This window comes from Nitrosomonas sp. sh817, from assembly GCF_030908545.1.
Lineage (GTDB): Bacteria > Pseudomonadota > Gammaproteobacteria > Burkholderiales > Nitrosomonadaceae > Nitrosomonas.
In genome coordinates this window covers 24371-44746 of record NZ_CP133083.1, presented here as the reverse complement: position 1 = coordinate 44746, position 20376 = coordinate 24371, and the positions used below count along the sequence as shown (strand labels likewise).

General features: G+C 51.3%; 18 protein-coding genes and 1 pseudogene. 5 read left to right on the top strand and 14 right to left on the bottom strand.

Annotated features, from left to right (window positions below; translation table 11 throughout):
- Positions 1 to 18: 18 nt before the first annotated feature.
- The 3 genes from RBH92_RS00210 to RBH92_RS00200 are packed head-to-tail and all read left to right on the top strand — an operon-like array spanning position 19 to position 4909.
- Entirely contained in the window at positions 19 to 1236 is a 1218-nt protein-coding gene (locus tag RBH92_RS00210; protein WP_307932743.1) for an efflux RND transporter periplasmic adaptor subunit, read from the top strand.
- Positions 1233 to 4445 (top strand): efflux RND transporter permease subunit, encoded by a 3213-nt coding sequence (locus tag RBH92_RS00205; RefSeq protein ID WP_307932742.1) that lies wholly within the window; start codon positions 1233 to 1235, stop codon positions 4443 to 4445. Before RBH92_RS00210 ends, RBH92_RS00205 begins: the two co-directional genes overlap by 4 nt.
- The gene (locus RBH92_RS00200; protein WP_307932741.1) at positions 4442 to 4909 is read left to right on the top strand and encodes a DUF192 domain-containing protein; all 468 of its coding nucleotides are present in this window, start codon (positions 4442 to 4444) and stop codon (positions 4907 to 4909) included. Before RBH92_RS00205 ends, RBH92_RS00200 begins: the two co-directional genes overlap by 4 nt.
- A 28-nt stretch (positions 4910 to 4937) precedes the next feature.
- Here RBH92_RS00200 and RBH92_RS00195 read toward each other — a convergent pair whose 3' ends face one another.
- A complete protein-coding gene (locus tag RBH92_RS00195) occupies positions 4938 to 6293 on the bottom strand; it encodes a DEAD/DEAH box helicase (protein WP_307932740.1) in 1356 nt (451 codons plus the stop codon).
- Between the two features lie 361 nt (positions 6294 to 6654).
- Between RBH92_RS00195 and RBH92_RS00190 the strand changes: the two genes are divergently transcribed.
- Positions 6655 to 7800 (top strand): 50S ribosomal protein L11 methyltransferase, encoded by a 1146-nt coding sequence (locus RBH92_RS00190; protein WP_307932739.1) that lies wholly within the window; start codon positions 6655 to 6657, stop codon positions 7798 to 7800.
- 302 nt (positions 7801 to 8102) lie between these two features.
- On the opposite strand, the gene RBH92_RS00185 is transcribed toward RBH92_RS00190, so the two are convergent.
- The 12 genes and pseudogenes from RBH92_RS00185 to RBH92_RS00130 all read right to left on the bottom strand — a co-directional run bounded on the left by RBH92_RS00185 (position 8103) and on the right by RBH92_RS00130 (position 16776).
- Positions 8103 to 8432 (bottom strand): nucleotide pyrophosphohydrolase, encoded by a 330-nt coding sequence (locus tag RBH92_RS00185; protein WP_307932738.1) that lies wholly within the window; start codon positions 8430 to 8432, stop codon positions 8103 to 8105.
- A 12-nt stretch (positions 8433 to 8444) separates the two neighbouring features.
- Positions 8445 to 8684 carry a type II toxin-antitoxin system Phd/YefM family antitoxin gene (locus RBH92_RS00180; protein ID WP_307932737.1) on the bottom strand — a complete coding sequence of 80 codons (240 nt, stop codon included), beginning with the start codon at positions 8682 to 8684 and terminating at the stop codon, positions 8445 to 8447.
- A 40-nt stretch (positions 8685 to 8724) separates the two neighbouring features.
- Positions 8725 to 9435: an RNA ligase family protein gene (locus tag RBH92_RS00175; RefSeq protein WP_307932736.1), complete on the bottom strand. Its 711-nt coding sequence runs from the start codon at positions 9433 to 9435 to the stop codon at positions 8725 to 8727.
- Positions 9432 to 9962 (bottom strand): hypothetical protein, encoded by a 531-nt coding sequence (locus RBH92_RS00170; RefSeq protein WP_307932735.1) that lies wholly within the window; start codon positions 9960 to 9962, stop codon positions 9432 to 9434. Before RBH92_RS00170 ends, RBH92_RS00175 begins: the two co-directional genes overlap by 4 nt.
- Positions 9959 to 11371 (bottom strand): AAA family ATPase, encoded by a 1413-nt coding sequence (locus RBH92_RS00165; protein ID WP_307932734.1) that lies wholly within the window; start codon positions 11369 to 11371, stop codon positions 9959 to 9961. Before RBH92_RS00165 ends, RBH92_RS00170 begins: the two co-directional genes overlap by 4 nt.
- 53 nt (positions 11372 to 11424) lie before the next feature.
- Entirely contained in the window at positions 11425 to 11655 is a 231-nt protein-coding gene (relB, locus tag RBH92_RS00160) for a type II toxin-antitoxin system RelB family antitoxin (protein WP_307932733.1), read from the bottom strand.
- A gap of 49 nt (positions 11656 to 11704) precedes the next feature.
- Positions 11705 to 11884 (bottom strand): hypothetical protein, encoded by a 180-nt coding sequence (locus RBH92_RS00155; RefSeq protein WP_307932732.1) that lies wholly within the window; start codon positions 11882 to 11884, stop codon positions 11705 to 11707.
- Between the two features lie 98 nt (positions 11885 to 11982).
- A pseudogene (gene tnpA, locus RBH92_RS00150) lies at positions 11983 to 12412 on the bottom strand (IS200/IS605 family transposase).
- A gap of 106 nt (positions 12413 to 12518) precedes the next feature.
- Positions 12519 to 14183 carry an energy-dependent translational throttle protein EttA gene (gene ettA / locus RBH92_RS00145; protein ID WP_307932731.1) on the bottom strand — a complete coding sequence of 555 codons (1665 nt, stop codon included), beginning with the start codon at positions 14181 to 14183 and terminating at the stop codon, positions 12519 to 12521.
- A 242-nt stretch (positions 14184 to 14425) separates the two neighbouring features.
- The gene (locus RBH92_RS00140; RefSeq protein WP_307932730.1) at positions 14426 to 14668 is read right to left on the bottom strand and encodes a DUF2835 family protein; all 243 of its coding nucleotides are present in this window, start codon (positions 14666 to 14668) and stop codon (positions 14426 to 14428) included.
- A 15-nt stretch (positions 14669 to 14683) separates the two neighbouring features.
- Positions 14684 to 15958 carry a class I SAM-dependent methyltransferase gene (locus tag RBH92_RS00135; RefSeq protein ID WP_307932729.1) on the bottom strand — a complete coding sequence of 425 codons (1275 nt, stop codon included), beginning with the start codon at positions 15956 to 15958 and terminating at the stop codon, positions 14684 to 14686.
- A gap of 77 nt (positions 15959 to 16035) precedes the next feature.
- Complete coding sequence (locus tag RBH92_RS00130; RefSeq protein WP_307932728.1) at positions 16036 to 16776, bottom strand: pseudouridine synthase; 741 nt, start codon at positions 16774 to 16776, stop codon at positions 16036 to 16038.
- A gap of 103 nt (positions 16777 to 16879) precedes the next feature.
- On the opposite strand from RBH92_RS00130, the gene RBH92_RS00125 reads away from it, so the two are divergent.
- Positions 16880 to 17332, top strand: a complete 453-nt coding sequence (locus RBH92_RS00125; protein ID WP_292922244.1) for a rhodanese-like domain-containing protein — start codon at positions 16880 to 16882, stop codon at positions 17330 to 17332.
- A 98-nt stretch (positions 17333 to 17430) separates the two neighbouring features.
- On the opposite strand, the gene RBH92_RS00120 is transcribed toward RBH92_RS00125, so the two are convergent.
- A complete protein-coding gene (locus tag RBH92_RS00120) occupies positions 17431 to 20175 on the bottom strand; it encodes a tyrosinase family protein (RefSeq protein WP_307932727.1) in 2745 nt (914 codons plus the stop codon).
- Positions 20176 to 20376: the final 201 nt, after the last annotated feature.

Genomic DNA, 20376 nt, shown 5'->3' with positions numbered 1-20376 from the left:
AATAAAGAATGTAGAACCATGAAGTTATCGATGCGGCGAAACACGGATAGAATCTTTTGGTGTATCGGATTTTGCCTGGCTCTTGTGACCGGTTGCGCCGAGAAAGCACCGATGGATGTTGCTGCACCGGCCCCGCAAGTCGAAATCATTACGGTAATCACGCAAGTGATTCAGGATGAGCCGGAATTCATCGGACAAACGGAGGCTTTCCGCCCGGTCGAGATCCGTTCGCAAGTCAGCGGGATCATCAAAAAGGTTTTCTTTACCGAAGGCCGCAATATCAAAAAGGGCGATCAGCTATACCTGATCGATCCGGTTCCGTTCAGAGCCATCTATCTCAGCGCCAAAGCCAAAGTGGCGCAAGCCGAGGCGCGGCTCGATCTAGCCAAGCAGGATTTGGCGCGCGTGCTGCCATTGCTGGAACAGCAAGCGGTCAGTAAAAAAAATGTCGATGACGCGCAAGCCGAGGTTCGCGGCGCCAAAGCATTCCTGGAAGCGGCCCAGAACGATCTGATCAAAGCCAAATTTGACCTGGATAATACAGCGATTTCCGCGCCGGTAAACGGCCGCATTGGCCGCAGCCATTTCTATGAGGGAAGATTGATTTCCGCTCAGGAAACGCTTCTCGCAACCATCGACCAGCTGGATCCGATGTATGTCAACGTCAGTGTTCCCGAGAGCTATCTTCTGCGCCGCCGCCGTGAGCTCGCTGAGCAAAAGGTGCAGCGGCCGGATATTTTTCAGTTACGCGGCGTCATGACTTTCTCGGATGGCAGTGTCTATCCGCAGGAAGGCGTGCTCGATTTTGCAGATGTTGCTTTGCGGCCTGAAACGGGCACATTGCAGGGACGATTTGTATTTCCCAATCCTGAAGGCGCTTTCGCGCCGGGACAATCCTATTTTTATCCCGGCCAGTTCGTCAAGATCCGCATTAAAGGCTATACCCGCACCGAAGCCATCCTGATTCCGCAACGCGCTGTACAGCAAGGACCCAGCGGTTCGTTTGTGTATGTCATCGACAAGGAAGACAAAGCGGAACTCAGAGCTATCCGCGCCAGCATGTGGCGTGGAAAGGAATGGCTGATCGAAGAAGGTCTGCGCCCTGGGGAGCGGGTGGTGGTGGAAGGTTTCTTCCGGATCCTTCCAGGCGCCCAGGTCGATCCTGTAACCAGTCAGAAAGAAACAGCCTCGTCAGCCCATAGCGCCGAGGAACCCAATCAACAAAGTACGCCATGAATTCTCATTTCTTCATTGACCGGCCCATTTTCGCCTCGGTCCTGTCCATTATCATTGTCGTCATCGGCTTAGTTGCTTTGCAGAAGCTACCCGTCGCGCAATTTCCGCAAATTACGCCACCGATGGTGCAGATCGACGCGGATTATCCCGGCGCCAGCGCGGAAGTCGTGGCGGAAGCGGTGGCGCGGCCCATCGAAGTGCAACTGCCGGGCATCGATAATCTTTTGTATTATGAATCGACCAGCACGAACGACGGGCATATGACCATGAAGCTCACGTTCGAGATTGGAACCGACGTGGATATTGCGCAGGTGCAAACGCAGAACCGGCAGCGTTTGGCTGAACCGCAACTGCCCGATGAAGTTGTGCGGCAGGGCATTACCGTCAAAAAAACATCGCCCGATTTACTAGCGGTGATTGCGTTGAGTTCCTCCGATCCCAAGCATGACACCGTTTTTCTCTCAAACTATGCTTTGCTGCGCGTTCTCGATAACGTCAAACGGCTTCCCGGTGTCGGGGATGCGATTATTTTCGGCGGACAAAATTATTCCATGCGGCTGATCCTCGATCCCGTTCGCATGGCGCAACTCAATATCACGCCCACCGAAATTGCATCCGTGGTCAGAGAGCAGAACCGGGATTTCCCAGCCGGCAGAATAGGCCGCGAACCTACGCCCAATGGCACGGAATTGACCATACCGGTGATTACCCGCGGCCGTATGAGCGAAGTCAGGGAATTTGAAGACATGATTATCCGCGCTTATCCGGATGGCGCCATGGTGCGCATGCGCGATGTTGCGCGCGTGGAATTGGGCGCGCAATCCTATGATTTGCAGGGACGGTGGAATGGAAAACCCAATACGTTCTTACTCACCTTTCTGTCGCCGGGCGCAAATGCGCTCGACACCGTGCGGCGGGTTCGCGATGAAATGGATAAAGTTTCCAACAGCTTTCCGGCCGGTGTGTCTTACGATATCCCTTACGACACGACGACGTTCATTGATGTATCTATCAGGGAAGTCGTCAAGACACTCGCCGAAGCATTGATATTGGTCATTCTGGTTGTTTTTCTGTTTTTACAAAGCTGGCGCGCCACGCTGATTCCGGCGCTCGCCGTGCCCATTTCACTGATCGGAACGCTGGCTGGCATGGATATGCTGGGATTCTCGATCAATACCCTCACGCTTTTCGGTATGGTTCTGGCCGTCGGTATCGTGGTGGATGATGCGATTGTCGTCGTGGAAAATGTCGAGCGGCATATGACCCAAGGCGGGCTTTCGCCCCGGGATGCGGCAATAAAAGCCATGACCGAGGTAACCGGGCCGGTGATTGCCATTGTTCTGGTACTGGCCGCCGTATTTGTGCCCGTGGCGTTCTTAGGTGGCATCACCGGCGAATTGTATAAGCAATTTGCCATCACCATTGCGCTATCCGTGGCTATTTCCGGATTTGTCGCATTGACGCTCAGCCCGGCGCTGTGCGCCTTGGTGCTCAAGCCAAGCCATGGCACGCCCGCGCGATTCTGGGAAACGTTCAACCGGTTTTTTGATTGGGCTCAGACAAGGTATACCGGAGCGGTTGGGGCCGTCATCAAACGATCCGTGATTTCACTTGCCATTTTCACGATGCTGATACTGGTTATCGCGGGTCTGTTCAAAACCATTCCAGGAAGCTTTCTGCCGGAAGAGGATCAAGGATATTTCATCACCGTCGTGCAATTGCCGGAAGGCGCTTCCATGACGCGTACCATCGAGGTGCTGGAAAAAATTGAAGGGTACTTTCAAGCCAATCCGGCGGTGCATTCCACCGACACGCTGGCCGGACAGAATTTTGTTTTCGGTACTCGCGGAACCAATCAAGCCACGATGTTCATCCCGTTGCATCATTGGGACGAACGTGCGCATGCCGACGAACAGGTGCCCGGCCTGATCGCGGCAGCTTATCAGGAATTCGCCAAAATACCGGAAGCATTGATTCTGGCTTTTAATGCGCCCTCGATCCCCGGTTTGGGCTCTACCGGCGGCTTCTCAGCGCAATTGCAGGATCCCGGCGGCGGCGATTTCGCTGAATTTGCCGCAGTGGCGCAGGAGTTTGTCGCCAAAGCCACGGAACATCCGGCAATCGCAGTGGCCAGCACCAATTTCCGCATCAGCGCGCCGCGGCTGTTCGCGACGGTAGACCGCGAACGCGCCAAGGCGCTGGGTGTTCCGATTTCGGAGATATTCGATACCATGCAGGCTTATTTTGGCAATCTGTATGTCAATGATTTTGTGAAATTCGGCCGCATTTACCGGGTGCAGACCGAAGCATTGCCTGAATACCGCTCCAACCCGGATGATATCAGCAAGATTTATGTGCGCGCCCGGTCGGGTACCACGCACACCATGATTCCACTGGATTCGGTGGTCACCACCGAGTTCAATAGCGGACCGGATCCGGTGACGCATTTCAACGGATTCAATTCAGCGCTCATATTGGGCGGCGCGGCGCCCGGCTACAGTTCGGGACAAGCGCTTGAAGCATTGCAGCAAGTCGCCGATGAAATTTTGACACCGAAAGGATATTCGATCGATTGGAGCGGCATCTCCTTGCAAGAGCGGAAGGCGAGCGGACAATCGACTTACGTGTTCGCTTTTGCCTTGCTGATGGTGTTTCTGGTGCTGGCCGCCTTGTACGAAAGCTGGTCTATCCCATTCGCGGTTATTTTAGCGATCCCTTTTGGGATTCTGGGCGCTTTTCTGGCAATCTGGGCGCGGGATTTGACCAATGATATTTATTTTCAAATCGGATTGGTGACCTTGATAGGATTGGCGGCCAAAAACGCCATTCTGATCGTGGAATTCGCCAATCAGCGGCATGCGGCAGGAATGCCATTGATCGACGCCGCGCTGGAAGCCGCGCGGCTGCGTTTCCGCCCGATCATCATGACGTCGATGGCGTTCATTCTGGGCGTGCTGCCACTGGTGATTGCATCCGGCGCGGGCGCGGCCAGCCGCCATTCGATCGGCACCGGCGTATTCGGCGGCATGCTGGCGGCAACGTTCCTGGCGATCTTTTTCGTGCCGCTGTTTTTTGTGCTGATCGGCAAGCTGACGCAACGTAACAAACCGCCGTTGTCCGAAACCGGATCGGGATCGGCAGAAACCGTTGCATTGCCGCAGCCGCAAGCGGATCCGCCTGCGCAATCCGATGAAGGAAAGCCATTGTGAAGCAACTCGGATTTTTCAGGATGATTGCTGCATCGAGTCTGCTGGCAGCCAGCACGGCTATCGCGCAAGAGGGGACGCAACCGCGCTTGCCGACTGTCGAATTGACCGCCGGGATGTACGTGATTCAGGCTGAAGTGGCGCAAACGCATCAGCAGCACAGTATTGGCCTGATGCACCGCCAGTCGATGGGTGTCAACGAGGGTATGCTGTTCGTATACCAATCACCGGAAATACGCTGCTACTGGATGCGCAATACGCTGATTCCGCTGACCATCGCGTTTCTCGACGACGACGGCACGATTGTGAACCTGAAGGATATGGAACCGCACACCGAACGCTCGAACTGCTCGATCAAGCCGGTGCGCTACGCGCTGGAAATGAATCAAGGCTGGTTCGATCAGCGCGGCATCAAACCAGGCTTTAGATTACGCGGTATTCCGCCCGCTTCGGGAAATGGCCTTTAATTCCGGCCAAATCCTGATTCAAGCGGTTTCAAACAGCATGGCTGGATCCGCGTCCCGCAGCAGCACGTCGCGGTTCGCTGAAACGCCGGCGCGATGAATTCGCAACATTCCCATTCGCCGGTTTTTGCCCGAATTGCTTTTTACCGCCCTGGTTTTTGGAAGGACTACGTGACGGCGCGGCACTCGCACTTCGCGGTTCGCGGCCCCGGCCATTGGTAATCGGCTCCGCTTTAATCCGGGGATCCGGTTCAAAACCCGCCACGACCTGACTCGGCAATTGATGCTTAATCAGTCTCTCGATCCCGGTAAGCAGTTTTGCTTCATCGACACACACCAGCGACACCGCATCGCCTTCCGCGCCGGCACGGCCGGTGCGGCCAATGCGATGAACATAATCTTCGGGAACATTCGGCAGTTCAAAATTCACGACGTGCGGCAGCTCACTGATATCGATTCCGCGCGCGGCGATATCGGTGGCAACCAGGACTTGCAAATCGCCCGTCTTGAATTTTGCCAATGCCTGCGTGCGCGCCGATTGGCTTTTATTGCCATGAATCGCAAGTGCCGGAATATCGCTTTTGGTCAGAAATTCCGCCAATTTATTCGCGCCATGCTTGGTGCGGGTAAATACCAGCACCTGCGACCAGCGATGTTGCTTAATCAAATGCCCGAGGAGTTCACGCTTGCGCTCGCGATCCACCGGATGCACCACATGCGTAACCTTATCGGCGATTGCATTACGGCGCGCCGCTTCGATCAGAACCGGCTGGTTGAGCAGACTATCCGCCAGCGCCCGGATTTCGTCCGAGAAAGTCGCCGAGAATAATAAGTTCTGCCGTTGCTTAGGCAACAAAGCGAGTATTTTCTTGATATCCCGGATGAATCCCATATCGAGCATGCGATCGGCTTCATCCAGCACAAGGATTTCAATTTGAGACAGGCTCAGCGTTTTTTGCTGCACATGATCCAATAACCGTCCGGGTGTAGCAACCAGGATATCGACCCGGCTCTTCAGGCGGGTGATTTGCGGGTTGATATTCACGCCGCCGATCATCATCATCGAGCTCAATTTCAGGTATTTGCCGTAGTCGCGCACGCTTTCTTCAACCTGAGCCGCGAGTTCGCGCGTCGGCACCAGAATCAGCGCCCGTATCGGCGGACGTCCGCTGGACGGCCCCTTGATACTTTTGTCGGAAAGCCGGTGCAGAACCGGCAGGGTAAAACCGGCGGTTTTGCCGGTTCCGGTTTGCGCACCGGCGAGCAAATCGCCGCCCGCCATCACGGCTGGAATGGCTTGCGCCTGGATGGGTGTTGGTGTGGTATAACCGCGTTCGGTAACCGCACGGATAATTTCATCGGACAAGCCGAAAGTAGAAAAAGACATAGTACTCCAAAGAGGATTAATAGCTGTCATCCCGCAATGGGAGGACATATAGGGCAAACGGAAGAGGAAAACTGCCAAAAGGGCATCTAAAAAATCAAAGTGCTACGCAATAAGAGGTGTTAACAGAGATGTCGCAGCATCAAGTTGATACGTAAGGAAGCATTCTAGCGGAACAGGCTAAGCAGGCAATCAACATTCGGTTTGCTCACAAATTTGTGATCATTAGCGATGTTCGTAAATCCAAATCTTGCACGGAGTATAATACGGATTGAAGTTAAAATCTCAATAATCATCAATAAATTTCTAATTCTTCCATGTATTTATATGCGGCAACCTTGCTGATAGCATCGTCAGCGCGATCATGAGCAACGATCCGGTCATCCGCTGGCACGAATCCGGCGAGGAAAAATCCGCGCGCTGGCAAAGCGAAAAAGGCTTGCCGCCGCCGAAACGCGTGCAAGTCATCGACGACCGCATATCCGCCGATAGCGCTTACCGCTTGGCGTGCGAAGGCACGTCATTACTATGGCGCGGCGATTTCCACAACGCCAAGTTATTGTTGCAAGCGATGGCGCGGCGCATCGACAAAAAACCGGTGCACAGAAAAAAGCCGGAAAACCTGACGCCAATAGAATTATTTCACCGGCACCGCCTGATGCAATCGCAACGCGCGCAAACACTGGACAAACTACTGATTCCGTTTGAAGCGGATCATGCCATCGCGTTACGCCGCGCGCCGGATGTCCGCAATGCCTGCCTGGAAGCGTGGGGGCCGTATAGTGAACCCTCCATCGCTTCGTTGCGTGAGCTGTTGGGATTGATCGGCGCGCACGAATGGCGCAAGAAGGGCATCGATATCCCGGCATTGAGCATCACGATTCATCCGCATTACGGCGTGTTTGCGCCGGTTCGCAACGAATATATACAGCTCGTCGCACAGGCAGCTCCGCCCAAGTTACTGGCAACGCAATCGATCGCGTTCGACATCGGCACCGGCACCGGTGTATTGGCTGGGGCATTGGCGCAGCGCGGCATTCAGCGCATTGTCGCGACCGATCACGATCCACGTGCGCTTGATTGCGCGCGCGACAATCTGGCGCGATTGAATTTGACCGATAAGATTGAATTGCTACAGACCGACCTTTTTCCGCAAGAACAGGCAGCACTGATTGTGTGCAATCCGCCGTGGGTTCCGGCACGCCCGGCTTCACCGCTGGAGCATGCCATTTTCGACCCAGAAAGCCGCATGCTGCGCGGATTTCTGCAAGGCTTGCGCGATCATCTACTGCCAGGAGGAGAAGGCTGGTTGATATTGTCGGATTTTGCCGAGCATCTGGGACTGCGTACCCGCGAAGCATTGCTGCAAATGATCGATGCCGCAGGTCTACAGGTACTATCCAAATCCGACGTCAAACCGCGCCATCCCAAAGTGGCCGACGCCAGCGACCCGCTGCACGCTGCACGCGCGGCGGAATTGACGTCATTGTGGCGGTTGGCAGCCAAATAGCTTGCAACGTATCGCAAGCCACAGAGAACGTTTTCGAGGAAGCAGAACAAGGCAAAACAAGTGTCGAGACCTTTGCACGGTGTCATGAGCGGTACGAGAATAAGGCAAAAATTTGCGAAAAAGCGGAGTTTACACGAGGTAAATGAGCATTTTTCGCGAATTTTTAACGCAATTATCGTTCCGCGTAGTAACCGTGCAAAGGTCTCGTGTCATTTCGAGCAAGGGCGAGAAATCTATTACATGGATCAGTCAAGATTCCTCACTACGTTCGGAATGACAAATGCGAGTGACTCAGCGCCGCTTCAAAGCTCGGTGTATTTCTTAGCACTCCCCTTCGATTTCTCCACCGGATACTTGCGCGCGTTTTTCTCCATCTTCTCCAACACGATTTGCTTCACATCCAGCTCGTATTTGTCGGCGAGCAGCAAAGCGAAGGTAATCACATCGGCCAGCTCTTCCTTCACGCTATCGACATCCGCCTGCTCCGGCGCTTTCCATAAAAAAACCTCGAGCAGCTCGGCTGCTTCGATATTCAGCGCCATCGCCAAGTCCTTGGCATTATGAAACTGCGCCCAATCGCGCTCATCGCGGAAACGGCGCAAAATTTCAGTGAGTTGCTGGATGTCGTTCATTGCTATGATCTGCTATCGTGTAGCATCTTTTCCGGTTTCCAGTTCGGCAATGGAATCCAATAGCCGCCGTGCGTTAGCAGGCGAACGGAGTAAATACAAGGTTTCTTCCAACGCCTGATAATCTTCCAGCGATATCAACACAACCGGCGCTTGTCGCTTGCGCGTGATGATAACGGGCAAATGATCGTTACAAACCCGTTCCATTATTTCAGCCAAATTGCCATGTGCTTCTGTATCTGTGATTGCATTCATAGAATTCTCATGAAAGTAATATAAAAACTTACTAAATGCATCACAAAAAACTTGGCGCTTCTTTATTATGCAGATCCGAATTCAAACAATTTGGTTTGATGACTGAATGCGACCAGTGCTGCTCCATTGATTGAACAAATGCTGGTCGAACCAGCTTCGCTCGCAATTCCAACCAATCACCACTATCGAAACGAAGATAGATTCCCTCCATAGGTTGAGAACTCAGTTCCGATTGTGACAATAAATTTGTAAGATTAGCAAGGGTAAAACACCCATACGCGATTCTTGGAACTGAAATAATTTTCATCTTTTTAAAAAATTCATCTCTGCGATTAGAAGACAAAAAGCGCCCAGCTTGTTTGTCATAAATATCGAAACCCAGACACCAATCCGGCAATCGATCATAAAAAACTGAATGCTGTGCATAACACCACTCTCCAAAAAGAATATAACGATCCGTCAGAATATCGAACAGAACATTACTTCTAGGAGCGAGCCATTCCCCAAGCTTTTTCCATTGGCCGGAACTTGGAAGATGTAGATAAGCACCTCGATTTTGAGCGCGTAGATTTCCTTCGTGATCGAAAGAAATCCCTAAATTCGCACCATCCACTTTTTCCTCGACAATAAGTTTGTGCTGAAGAAAATCGTTTCGCTCGAACTCTGACATTACTTTATCACCACGAATTTCAACATCATTCAATATTGCTAAATGCGGAGTGGAAGGAAATTTGAAAAAATCGTGCCTCACTTACCCATTTTCTCCAAATACTTAACTCTGACATACTCCTGGCAAAGAAATTGAACAGTAATACCAACTTCTTCCAGTGGTTCTTTCCATCCCCACCACTTGCTATCGGTCGCTTGTAAGATTGGAGGTTTCACAGGATGTGCATATGCAGTAGCAACAAACTTCCGATCTGAATTATCGAAGTTATTCAAACCATCATGGGTAGGAAATTGATCATATGTCTCACCAATTCTTGTAATCGATACCCGGTCAGAGTCGGGTAAATTCCATTGATTATCGTGAACCCACTTCAAGAAGCGGTCGCCCATACCAGGCTGCCCTTTCATGGAAAGTTGTTGCTGGTATTCTGCAAAGATTTCACCATTAGCATCAATCACCAACCCACCTTTCTTGACGACATGCTCAATAGCTTCAACGCAGGCCAAGACACAACTGGCTAGTTCGGGAGGGATCTCAGCTGGGTCAAGCGCAAGATTGGCTGTTTTCGGGACGTTGGTGTCAACGAGGAATTTCTTTGGCAAGTTCATTCAGTCGCCTCCGATTTCTCTGTGCTCTGTTGCATCCGCTTTTTCATTGATGCTTTAGTCTGCGCAGTAATGTCTCCCATCTCGTCGCCAAAGAAGTTTGGTGGCCAGTTTTGTATATTGCCGAAAATGTCCATTTGCAGCAGCTCCAATGTAGCGGGAGTCTTAGTGATATTGGCGAAGTAAGCTGATACCTTATTCTGGGATACAACATCCTCGGCAATTCGTCTTTGCAGGCGCCTTAGAAAATGCTCGGAATGGGTTTCAATGATCAATTGGATATTTCTATCATGGCCGTTTTCTTTTGAATTAATAACATCAATCATGACATCTGCTAAAACAGACTGTGCACTTGGATGAAGATGAATTTCTGGTTGCTCCATCAAAATGATAGATCCAGGAGGTGCATAAAAACACTGCACAAGAACCGGAAGTACTTGTGAAATACCAAACCCAACATCTGGCAGATCAACCCCATCCTTTGATCCTTTGGCCAGAACTTTTACTTTGTATAGCTGCTCAGAAATATGCTCAACTTTAAAAGATTCGATCAATCCCATTTCTTTGAGCTTCAATGCGATTACTTCTTCAAATAATTTCGCTGGAGAAGCTCTTTTTGCTCCAGGTTTAACAATACTTATCTTCCTCCTACGAGCCGATAAAATAGCTGCAATCGTGTTCTCACCGGAAAAACCTACACTCTCGGGTGCATTTCCACCCCATGTGTAAATTCTATCCGCTTTTGTTCGTAATGGCCCTAAGTAACAAATAGACTTAAATAGCTGTTCTTGCTCGAAATTCAGAAACTGCACAAATTCTGCATTCTGATAGTAGGCAACAGCCTCGTCTGGAAAACCGTAAAAACGAACAACATCTTTTAATGCCCAACCTCGCATCCTTTTTCTTAATAGATCATATTGTTCAGCTGTTACTTGATACTCATTGGAACCTTTCTTATGTGACAATTCCACAGATAAACTCTGTACTTCATTCTGTATCAATTGATATTTCAATTTTTCTACTACAGATAAGTGTTGATCTTTATCGGATAAACCAACTATGGCTTGGAAAGCAAGCTCATTTCCAGAAAATGATCTTTCTGAGACTGGATCTTTAAACCTCAAGGTATCAGGTAATAACCAGTGGTATTCAAATGCGATCTTATTTTCTGGATCTCGGTGAAAAACCATCTCCTGGTAAGAGCCAAGTTGAACAACTGAGTTTCTACCCCCAGGATAAAATACTGCCTTACGATCCGGAGATTCAATGGTTTGTTTTAACATCATCAGAAACTGACCAATGCTGGATTTTCCAGAACTATTAGCTCCAAAAAATAGAGAAATCGGAGCTAAGCGAATTTCTCCTGTATCTTTCCATCCTTTGAAGTTTTGTATCCGCAATCGCTTGAGCATCTTATTTTGTATCCTTTTTTAGAATCACCAAACCGATGAAGATCAAATTTCATTTAACTCTTGAGAACAACATTAATATGCAGATCAACACCTTTCTCCACTTCGTCCAATGTCCAGCTCTTGCCTGCCTTTTCCAGACGATCTATCGTCAAGTGTTTTTCCTCCAACTCATCGAGATGCTCCAAGATCGCTTCACGCACATAATAGGTCTTGGTGCGACCGGTTTTAGCAGCCAGTTCGGCTAGGCGGTTTTCGATTTCTTCCGGTAATTTAATTGCCAGCATGAATATCCTCTTTTGATAAATCGTTGATTTTCCAATTCATCCAGTTCAATTACCACGCATCGATTTTCTGCTTCAGTTGTTCACTCGTCAGCGTTTTTCCCTGCATGACAACTTCTCGCCCTTTTCTGATTTTGTCCAACAGGTATAGCCGGTACATGATCTCATCCATGTCCGCATCTTCCGGTAATTGATGAATGGTTTTTAATGCTTCTTGTTTGATCGCCTCCATTTTGCTACCTCACTAATTACTAAACAACCACCGGCTAAAGCCGGTGGGTTTGAGTTACGGACTGAAAGTCCGGATACGCGTCGACTAAACGACGCGTCTTATTCCGGCTCCATTTTAAAATTGTCGTTTGGATTTGGCTCAAAATGATGCTCCAAGTATTGTGATCATCTCTTCTGTCATCTGGCCTACTGTCACGCAGAAATACCCTCGCGCCCAAAAATGCCTTCCCCAGTACCGCTTCTTCAAGTGAGGAAATTCTTCAAACAGATAGCTCGATGTTCGTCCTTTTAGCCGCCTCATGATCTCACTCGGAGCCATCTCCGGCGGACAACTCACCAGAATATGCACATGATCCTTACTTACTACACCCTGTACAATTCCGATTTCAAATGCTTCACACGTCTGACGAACCAACTCTCGTACTCGTTCTGCTACTTCTCCCTTCAGAATCTTATATCTATACTTCGTTACCCATACAAAATGATATTCAATCTGATAAACCGTATGACTTCCATATCTATAATCCATGCCACACCTCCTGTGTGGCATATTCTCGCAGCTAAAGCTGACCGGCTGAAGCCGGTGGTTTTAACCTTATGATGGACAATAAAAGAACTCAGTCGCTGATTCGTATCTACCGGCTAATCGGCTTATACCGTATCCGTTTCGGTTTTGCGCCTTCCTCGCCGAGGCGTTTTTTCTTGTCGGCTTCGTATTCCTGGTAGTTGCCGCTGAAGAAGGTCCATTGCGAATCGCCTTCGGCGGCGAGGATGTGGGTGGCGATACGATCCAAGAACCAGCGGTCGTGCGAGATCACCAGCACGCAACCAGCGAATTCGAGCAGAGCGTCTTCCAGTGCCCGTAGCGTTTCCACGTCGAGGTCGTTGGACGGTTCGTCGAGCAGCAGCACGTTACCGCCGGCGATCAGGGTTTGCGCCAGGTGCAAGCGGCCGCGTTCACCGCCGGAGAGTTGGCCGATGATTTTTTGCTGGTCGCTGCCTTTGAAGTTGAAACGCCCCAGATACGCGCGCGCCGGGGTGGTGTATTTACCAACCACGAGGTTGTCGTTGCCGCCGGAAATGGCGTCGAACACGGTTTTGTCATTTTCCAGCGTGTCGCGCGCTTGGTCGACATGCGCGATTTTGACCGTCGGGCCGATTTTAACCGTGCCGGAATCCGGCTGTTCCTTGCCGGTAATCAGTTTGAATAAGGTCGATTTACCCGCGCCGTTCGGGCCGATGATCCCGACGATCGCGCCTGGCGGGATCTTGAAGCTCAGGTTGTCGATCAGCAGCCGGTCGCCGTAGGATTTCGATACGCCGTCAAACTCGATGACTTCATTGCCGAGGCGGTCGCCGACCGGGATGAAAATTTCCTGCGTTTCGTTGCGCTTTTGGTATTCCATCGAATTGAGTTCTTCAAAACGGGCCAGACGCGCTTTGGATTTGGCCTGACGGCCTTTGGGATTTTGCCGCACCCATTCCAGTTCTTGCTTCATCGCTTTCATGTGCGCATCGATTTGCTTGTTTTCCTGCTCCAAGCGCGCTTCTTTCTGCTCCAGCCAGCTGGAGTAATTGCCTTTCCACGGGATGCCGTGGCCGCGGTCGAGCTCGAGAATCCATTCGGCGGCGTTGTCGAGGAAGTAGCGGTCATGCGTCACCGCGACGACGGTGCCGGGGAAACGCACCAAAAATTGTTCGAGCCATTCGACCGATTCGGCGTCCAGGTGATTGGTCGGCTCGTCGAGCAGCAGCATGTCGGGTTTTTCCAGCAGCAGCTTGCACAATGCCACGCGGCGTTTTTCCCCGCCGGACAGGTTTTTGACCACCGCATCCCACGGCGGTAAACGCAATGCGTCGGCGGCAATTTCCATCTGGTGCTCGGTATCGCTGCCCGCGGTGGCGATGATTGCTTCCAAGCGTGCTTGTTCTTCCGCCAGCGCATCGAAATCGGCGCCTTCCTCGGCATACGCCGCATAGACTTCTTCCAGCTTTTTCTGCGCCTGCATCACTTCGCCCATGCCTTCCTCGACTTCCTGGCGCACGGTGTGTTCGGGGTTCAGTTGCGGTTCCTGCGGCAGATAACCGACGCGGATATTCGGCAAGCGCTGCACTTCGCCGTCGAATTCTTTATCGGCGCCAGCCATGATGCGCAGCACAGTGGATTTACCGGAGCCGTTCAGGCCGAGCAGGCCGATTTTGGCGCCGGGAAAAAAGCTGAGCGATATGTCTTTGATAATTTGACGTTTCGGTGGAACAATTTTGCTCACGCGGAGCATCGACATTACATATTGAGCCATGAGTGTGATCTTTGTTGATTTAAAAAGAATGGGTTAAAACGGACTAAACTACCACCCACTGAAAGTAGGTGGGTTAGCGCAGCTTGGGTGCAGACGACTAAAGTCGTCTACCCGCACCAAGCTAAACGCGCATGAATCAACACATTTAAAGTCAAAGTCACCGTCTAAAGACGGTGGTTTTTACCAAATTTATGGAAATAAAGAGGAAGTGTAGCGCACGTGACGGTGCAATGAAAGCTGGATCAACCGGGTCGCGAATCACCTGCGACGCGGCTGATCGACAAGAACTTGCAGTGCTCGTCGAACACCAGTTCAAACAAGCCGTACACGCCGTGGCTTTGCACCACGGCGCGCAACACATTGGCCGGAAAATGCACGATACGGCCATCGGTGGTTTCAGCCGCCACCGTATCGACAGCGCCTTGGTAATAAAGCGCAAGTTGATACGCCGGGATTTTCAGCGTCACTTGTACGTGTTGATGCATGCGCGAACAAACGATTTAGGGATGTTGCAGATAAATGCAGCCCATCGGAAAAAGGGTTTCAAAAATCGACCGCAATTCCGAACGGATTTTTTGCTCGCTGTCGCCGCATTTCATTTTTACTTTGCGGATAATGCTGCTAATCGGCGTTTTTCCATCCATATAGCGGAAGCATGCTTTATTGACTTTGTTGCCGCTTAACTGAAAAACCGTTTTTTCATGATTGATAGTAAACGTGATGCTGAGCGTTTCCCCCGGCTTGATCGCTTCATGGATGGCCATGTTTTGATTCGCCAGCTCGTGCTCCAGAATAATCGCATTGTCTTCATCGTCCATCGAGGCCACGCAAGCCGCTTGCCGGGAAAGATAACATTGATGCTTGATATGATTGGAAAACAGTTTTTCCGCGATGGATTGTTGCTCTTGCAAGCTCTTCTCTCGCCACGCCGTCAGGATACTTTCCTCGGCGACCAATTGAGCCGGATCGTAATATCGCTTGTCGCTACCAAGAAAGGTCACCAGCCTTAGCTCTGCCGCCGCCGCAAGTTCATAGACTTCATTGACGTTGTAACAGCGGTCAACGCTATGCAGCAATAAATCATATAAGCCTGAATCGCCATAGCCACTGGCGGTAATCTCGTTCGCCCACTTATCCAAGTCTTTGATAAAAGCATGATGCACGGGTAACGATCCGATAATCCGGCGCGCCATGTTCACTTTTTCTTGAATGCTCAAGTGCTGGGGGATCAATTCTCGAAACAGCGTCTGCATTAAATAAACGGCGTGTCTGCCATATTCGGCATACACCATCAGATACATCGCACCATCGTCCTTGAGCGCGCTTGCCAGCGCCCGAGCACCTTCCACGGGATCGCTCAAGTGATGCAAAACCCCCGAGCAGTTGATGTAATCAAACTTTTCGATGTTCAGCTCCGGGATGGATAATAGCGATTCGGTCAGCCAGGTGATATTGGTCAATCCGCGAACCGCAGCGCGTTGCTCGGCAATACGGCGCGATGCCGCGGACATATCCAGGTAAACGATTTCCGCGGAAGTTCCGCGCAGTTGCTCCGCCAGATTGATGACGCTGTCCCCGGTGCCGCCGCCCGCCACTAGACAACGGAAATCCTGATTAAAATTCTTTTTTCCCTTAAAGCAGTAGTGATTCAACTCGCTCAACGTATCGCCCACCGTGCGCAGCAGCCGGATTTTTTCATCTTCCGGGTTTCTGGGAGGATACGGTAATGCTTCATACTGCTGCTTGACCGAGGAAATTATTTTTGATTCGTCCATTGCTTGTTCCCGCATGAAAGGAGTGATAGGCGCCCTGTCATAAAGAAAATACAGTGCATCAGCAATAAACTATCACATCAAAAAATTTCACCATCCTGCAAATAACGCCACTTTCCCTCCGGTAAATCGCGCAATTTGATGCGACCGATGCGCACGCGCTTCAAACCAGTCACTTTAAGACCCACCAGTTCGCACATGCGGCGGATTTGGCGTTTTTTACCTTCTTGCAGAATAAAGCGCAGTTGATCCTGATTTTGCCAGCTCACTTGCGCCGGTTTCAATGCCTGGCCGTCGAGGCTCAAGCCATGATTCAGCAACGCCAGCTTGGCGGGCGGCAGGTTGCCTTCGACCCGCACCAGGTATTCCTTTTCAATGCGGGAATCCTCACCGATCAGTTGCTTGGCGATACGGCCATCCTGCGTGAATACCAGCAAACCTTGCGAATCGATATCGAGCCGCCCGGCGGGCGCAAGATTTTTCAGGTGCGCAGGCTGAAAACGTTTGGCCGGTTGTGCCGGTTGCTTCGGAGTAAACAGGTTTTCCGGCTTGATCAGCACCACGGCCGGTTGATAATCCGGTTCCGGCTGCCCGGATACATATCCGACCGGTTTGTTGAGCAGAATCGTCACCAAACCGGTTTGCTGCGCTTGCGCCGCTCTATTCAGCGTGATTTTCTGCGTCGGAAAAATTTTGGTGCCGAGCTCGGAAATCCGCTCGCCGTCGACGAATACCCAGCCGAGTTCGATAAAACGGTCGGCTTCGCGGCGCGAGCAAATGCCTTGCTCCGACATCAGTTTGGATAAGCGGATTTTTTCCATGAAACGCTATAATATGGGCAATATGAGGAATGAGAAGTTAGCTTTACCGGCATTATAAAGGTAATCGCTGGATCTTTTTTACATGACATTGTTAGGATCATTTATGGAAACACTCGAAGTAATACTGGAAAAAGCGCAGCAACGCGCGCAAGAATTGGGACTTCCCTACAAAGGCGCATTGCTGCCGATGGAAGCTTACCGCGTGTTGCAGGAGCATGCGCAAGCGCAACTGGTTGATGTGCGTTCACGCGCCGAATTGGATTGGGTCGGCCGTATTCCCGGCGCCACCGAAATCGAATTGCGTTCGTACCCCGGCATGCAACCGAATCCGCATTTTCTCGATCAACTGGCCAACCAAGTCGATAAATCGTTGCCGGTGCTATTTATCTGCCGCAGCGGCGCGCGTTCGAACCAAGCGGCGGCGATTGCCACCGACATGGATTTTGCCGAATGCTACAACATTCTCGAGGGCTTCGAAGGCGACCGGGATGAAAGCGGCCAGCGCGGCAAGGCTTCCGGCTGGAAAGCAGCCGGGCTGCCGTGGGTGCAGAGTTAAAGAAAAACATCATCACTACGCGATGCCCGTAAACTGCACGTTCTGACGGACATCGCATCAAAAGCTGCGAAAAGGCAGCCGCTGCCGCCAACTTTTCTCTATTTCACCACGGCGACTGAAATATTCAGTAAGCGCGAGAATGCTTCATAGTCGTCATCATCACCTTGCAATGCCGCGCTGTGATGATGATCATCCGTTGCAATTGCGTTGCCGCCGCCCGGCAAATACAGACCTTCAATACAAATCCCCAAATGATACATGCCCGGTATCTTCGTATCGGCGATGTGCGAATGCATCGGACTGTCGCCGTGAATAACAATTTCCGCTTCGCTGTCTTTTATGAAATCGACGAATTTCTTGTCCCGTTCAAACCTTGCCAGCAGCAGAGCGGTATCCATTTTGGCGGAAAACCGTTTGGATGTTTCAAGCTGCTTGACCATATCCATCACCTTATCTTTCGGCAGAATGTCCGCCACATCGAACGCGGGAGAAATGACTCTGGCAAAGCCTTTTTGATTGGCGATCGCACCGCCGGAAAGACTGTGCGCTTTAATGACAAATTTCAACTCATCGCCCGGTTTGATCATTCGATCGAACAATACATCGGTTTTCAGATGGGTGCGGGCATAGATATTGACCACCGCGTTACAGGCATCACTGTTGTCGCTGTTGGTGCTAATTGGCCGGGTATCCAAGCCGTGTTGACGATTCTTAGCAATGCTGCGGGAAGGTTTCCGCAGCTTCTGACTGATGAGTAATCGGCTGTAGCGCTCTCCGCGTATTGCACCCGCCGCAACCGGGATCAATAACTCTCCGATCGACGGCATAAGCATTTTGTCGAGCTGTTTGGCTTTGTAGGAAATCATCAGCCGCCAATTGCCCACCCAGCAGTTTTTGCCGGTATTGCCGCGTTGGATAATCAACGATAGCCGCCCATTTGAACGGCGGCTGGTAATGTATGGCTTCTCGCAGCAGTCATGACAGCCGTTATGCGGATGCTCATGTTCATCGCCATATACTATTTGCCCGTCGGGGCCATGCATCGTGAACGACCAGTTTTTATCCTGAAAGTCCATGCCTTGCACGGTCACCAAGAAAGTATCGTCGGCAGATGTGGCGGTAAAATCCAGATGCGTATGCTCGCCGGCGAAAAGTTCGACAACCGGATCGAATACGCTGGTAAATCCGATAGCGCTTGCCAACGCATTGGAATAAAACTTGTCGATGGTCCCAGCATTTTCACCATGAAATACTTGCTGGGTCGTCAGGGTTTTGCCCTTGGCAACCAGCGAGGCCAGTGTCGCGTAATCGACATCGGCGCCTGTCCCGAATCCCATCGCGAAGATCGCTGTGCGGCTGAAACTGCCATCCGGTATCGAGTTCATCGGCGATCCGGTGGTCAGCATGCCGTCCGTTAACATTGCCAGGTAGCGTTGCTCGTCCGCAGGAATTCCGCCAAACGGCGGCTCCACCAATGTCGTCTGCACATGTTGCAAGGCATCGGCCAATGGTGTTCCGCCGCCTGGAGACATCGTTGCGATGTTTGCATCGAACGTGGCCCGGCTGAAGGTCGTGCCGGCTTTTATCAGGCCGTAGCCCGGCGCGGCGAATACCGGATCGAACTGGTTACCAACCAAACTTCTGAATGTTTTGATGCCGCCCAGGACATAAATCGCACCACTGTCTTGCACCGTCTCGCAATCTTGCAGAAAAGCGGCCACGCCCCGTTTCGCCGCTTCCCATTTGGTCACGTCCGGTTGCATCGTAACCATTGGATCCGGCGTTAATCCGTTCATGCTGCCGGTTCTATCCAGACCGATACCGATAATCGCGATGGTGTCGTAGGTATAGCCGAAGGCATTGCGGAAATCGAGGGTATCGACGTTGTGCTGCGCACCTAAAGCGCTGAAATCAGGCATCGGTATCGATGACGTCAGCGGATGGCCGGTACCGTATCCGGCTGCACCGCCAGTCCAAGGGTACATGATATCGTTGCGGTGGTGCTGCGAATCGCCGCCGCTCGCCGGGTAATCGGTTTGATGTCCGTCCATTTGCCACATCGCCCACAAACGATCGATATTGCAATGATGTAAATAAAAGAAGGGATCGAACGGCGATACTTCCGGGAAATACATATGGCCGCGGTTTGCAGTTGTTGTGCCGCCGCCGACCCAGACATGCATGCCATTGTGCATTTGATTCCCGGATGCCAATCCGGCACCGCTTTCACTGGTATTTTGAAAAGACGGATAAGTGCTACGGCTCAACGTGGTACGGATATCGTTCAAGCTCGGCAAGCCGGAAACGTTGCCGGTGCGCCGCCGCAAGCCGCCGGTAAAAGTCGAGCCGAACATGCCGGATAATCTCCAGCCATTTAGACTCGCTGGCCACCAGGCCGGTAACGGTGTGGTGTTATTGCCTACTCCGGGCATGTCAAACGCAAAGTAACCGCGTTGAATGACATTGCCGGAAAGATTCGTGCCGTTCGGACCTAAAAAAGTATCGGTCATGATGGAAGCGGGATCGGTCCAGTCCCAATACGGCAGCATCACACCCGGTACATAACTCTGCAAATCCTGCTCAAAACGATAAAGAAAATAGCGATGCCAGCTTAAAAAGCTATAGGCGCCGCTACCGCCATGACCGAAATTCACACTGGCCGCGCCGGGTGCAAATGCATCCTGGATCATGGCATGAATCGCGACATATTCATCCCACTTGCTGTACTGATTGGCGGCTGGCGCAGCCGGGTTGACGATATCGGCTTTCATCAATACGCAAGCTTTGACAAAATTTTCCTGTTCGGTAGCCGTTAAAAACTTCGCATTTTTTCTGATTCCCATGATGCCCTCCGTTGATGAATCGTTAAGTCATCAGCGGCGATTAACTCGTTACATCGTGATCAGGTTGCTGAAATTATTCATCGCCGTCGACTGCAGATAAATCACGATACACAGTCGTTTTATGCTTTGCTGTGATAAAAATCACATCAGCCGCCCGAAAACCAGCACATCTTTCGAATCAGATTAACCGCAACCACTCGC

Excerpts from the sequence above, each read along its gene's own strand:
- RBH92_RS00135 (WP_307932729.1), bottom strand. The coding sequence starts at position 15,958 with ATGGACGAATCAAAAATAATTTCCTCGGTCAAGCAGCAGTATGAAGCA.
- RBH92_RS00180 (WP_307932737.1), bottom strand. The coding sequence starts at position 8,684 with ATGAATGCAATCACAGATACAGAAGCACATGGCAATTTGGCTGAAATA.
- RBH92_RS00195 (WP_307932740.1), bottom strand. The coding sequence starts at position 6,293 with ATGTCTTTTTCTACTTTCGGCTTGTCCGATGAAATTATCCGTGCGGTT.
- RBH92_RS00205 (WP_307932742.1), top strand. The coding sequence starts at position 1,233 with ATGAATTCTCATTTCTTCATTGACCGGCCCATTTTCGCCTCGGTCCTG.
- RBH92_RS00190 (WP_307932739.1), top strand. The coding sequence starts at position 6,655 with ATGAGCAACGATCCGGTCATCCGCTGGCACGAATCCGGCGAGGAAAAA.
- RBH92_RS00185 (WP_307932738.1), bottom strand. The coding sequence starts at position 8,432 with ATGAACGACATCCAGCAACTCACTGAAATTTTGCGCCGTTTCCGCGAT.
- RBH92_RS00170 (WP_307932735.1), bottom strand. The coding sequence starts at position 9,962 with ATGAACTTGCCAAAGAAATTCCTCGTTGACACCAACGTCCCGAAAACA.
- relB (WP_307932733.1), bottom strand. The coding sequence starts at position 11,655 with ATGCTGGCAATTAAATTACCGGAAGAAATCGAAAACCGCCTAGCCGAA.
- RBH92_RS00155 (WP_307932732.1), bottom strand. The coding sequence starts at position 11,884 with ATGGAGGCGATCAAACAAGAAGCATTAAAAACCATTCATCAATTACCG.
- ettA (WP_307932731.1), bottom strand. The coding sequence starts at position 14,183 with ATGGCTCAATATGTAATGTCGATGCTCCGCGTGAGCAAAATTGTTCCA.
- RBH92_RS00210 (WP_307932743.1), top strand. The coding sequence starts at position 19 with ATGAAGTTATCGATGCGGCGAAACACGGATAGAATCTTTTGGTGTATC.
- RBH92_RS00140 (WP_307932730.1), bottom strand. The coding sequence starts at position 14,668 with ATGCATCAACACGTACAAGTGACGCTGAAAATCCCGGCGTATCAACTT.
- RBH92_RS00125 (WP_292922244.1), top strand. The coding sequence starts at position 16,880 with ATGGAAACACTCGAAGTAATACTGGAAAAAGCGCAGCAACGCGCGCAA.
- RBH92_RS00120 (WP_307932727.1), bottom strand. The coding sequence starts at position 20,175 with ATGGGAATCAGAAAAAATGCGAAGTTTTTAACGGCTACCGAACAGGAA.
- RBH92_RS00130 (WP_307932728.1), bottom strand. The coding sequence starts at position 16,776 with ATGGAAAAAATCCGCTTATCCAAACTGATGTCGGAGCAAGGCATTTGC.
- RBH92_RS00165 (WP_307932734.1), bottom strand. The coding sequence starts at position 11,371 with ATGCTCAAGCGATTGCGGATACAAAACTTCAAAGGATGGAAAGATACA.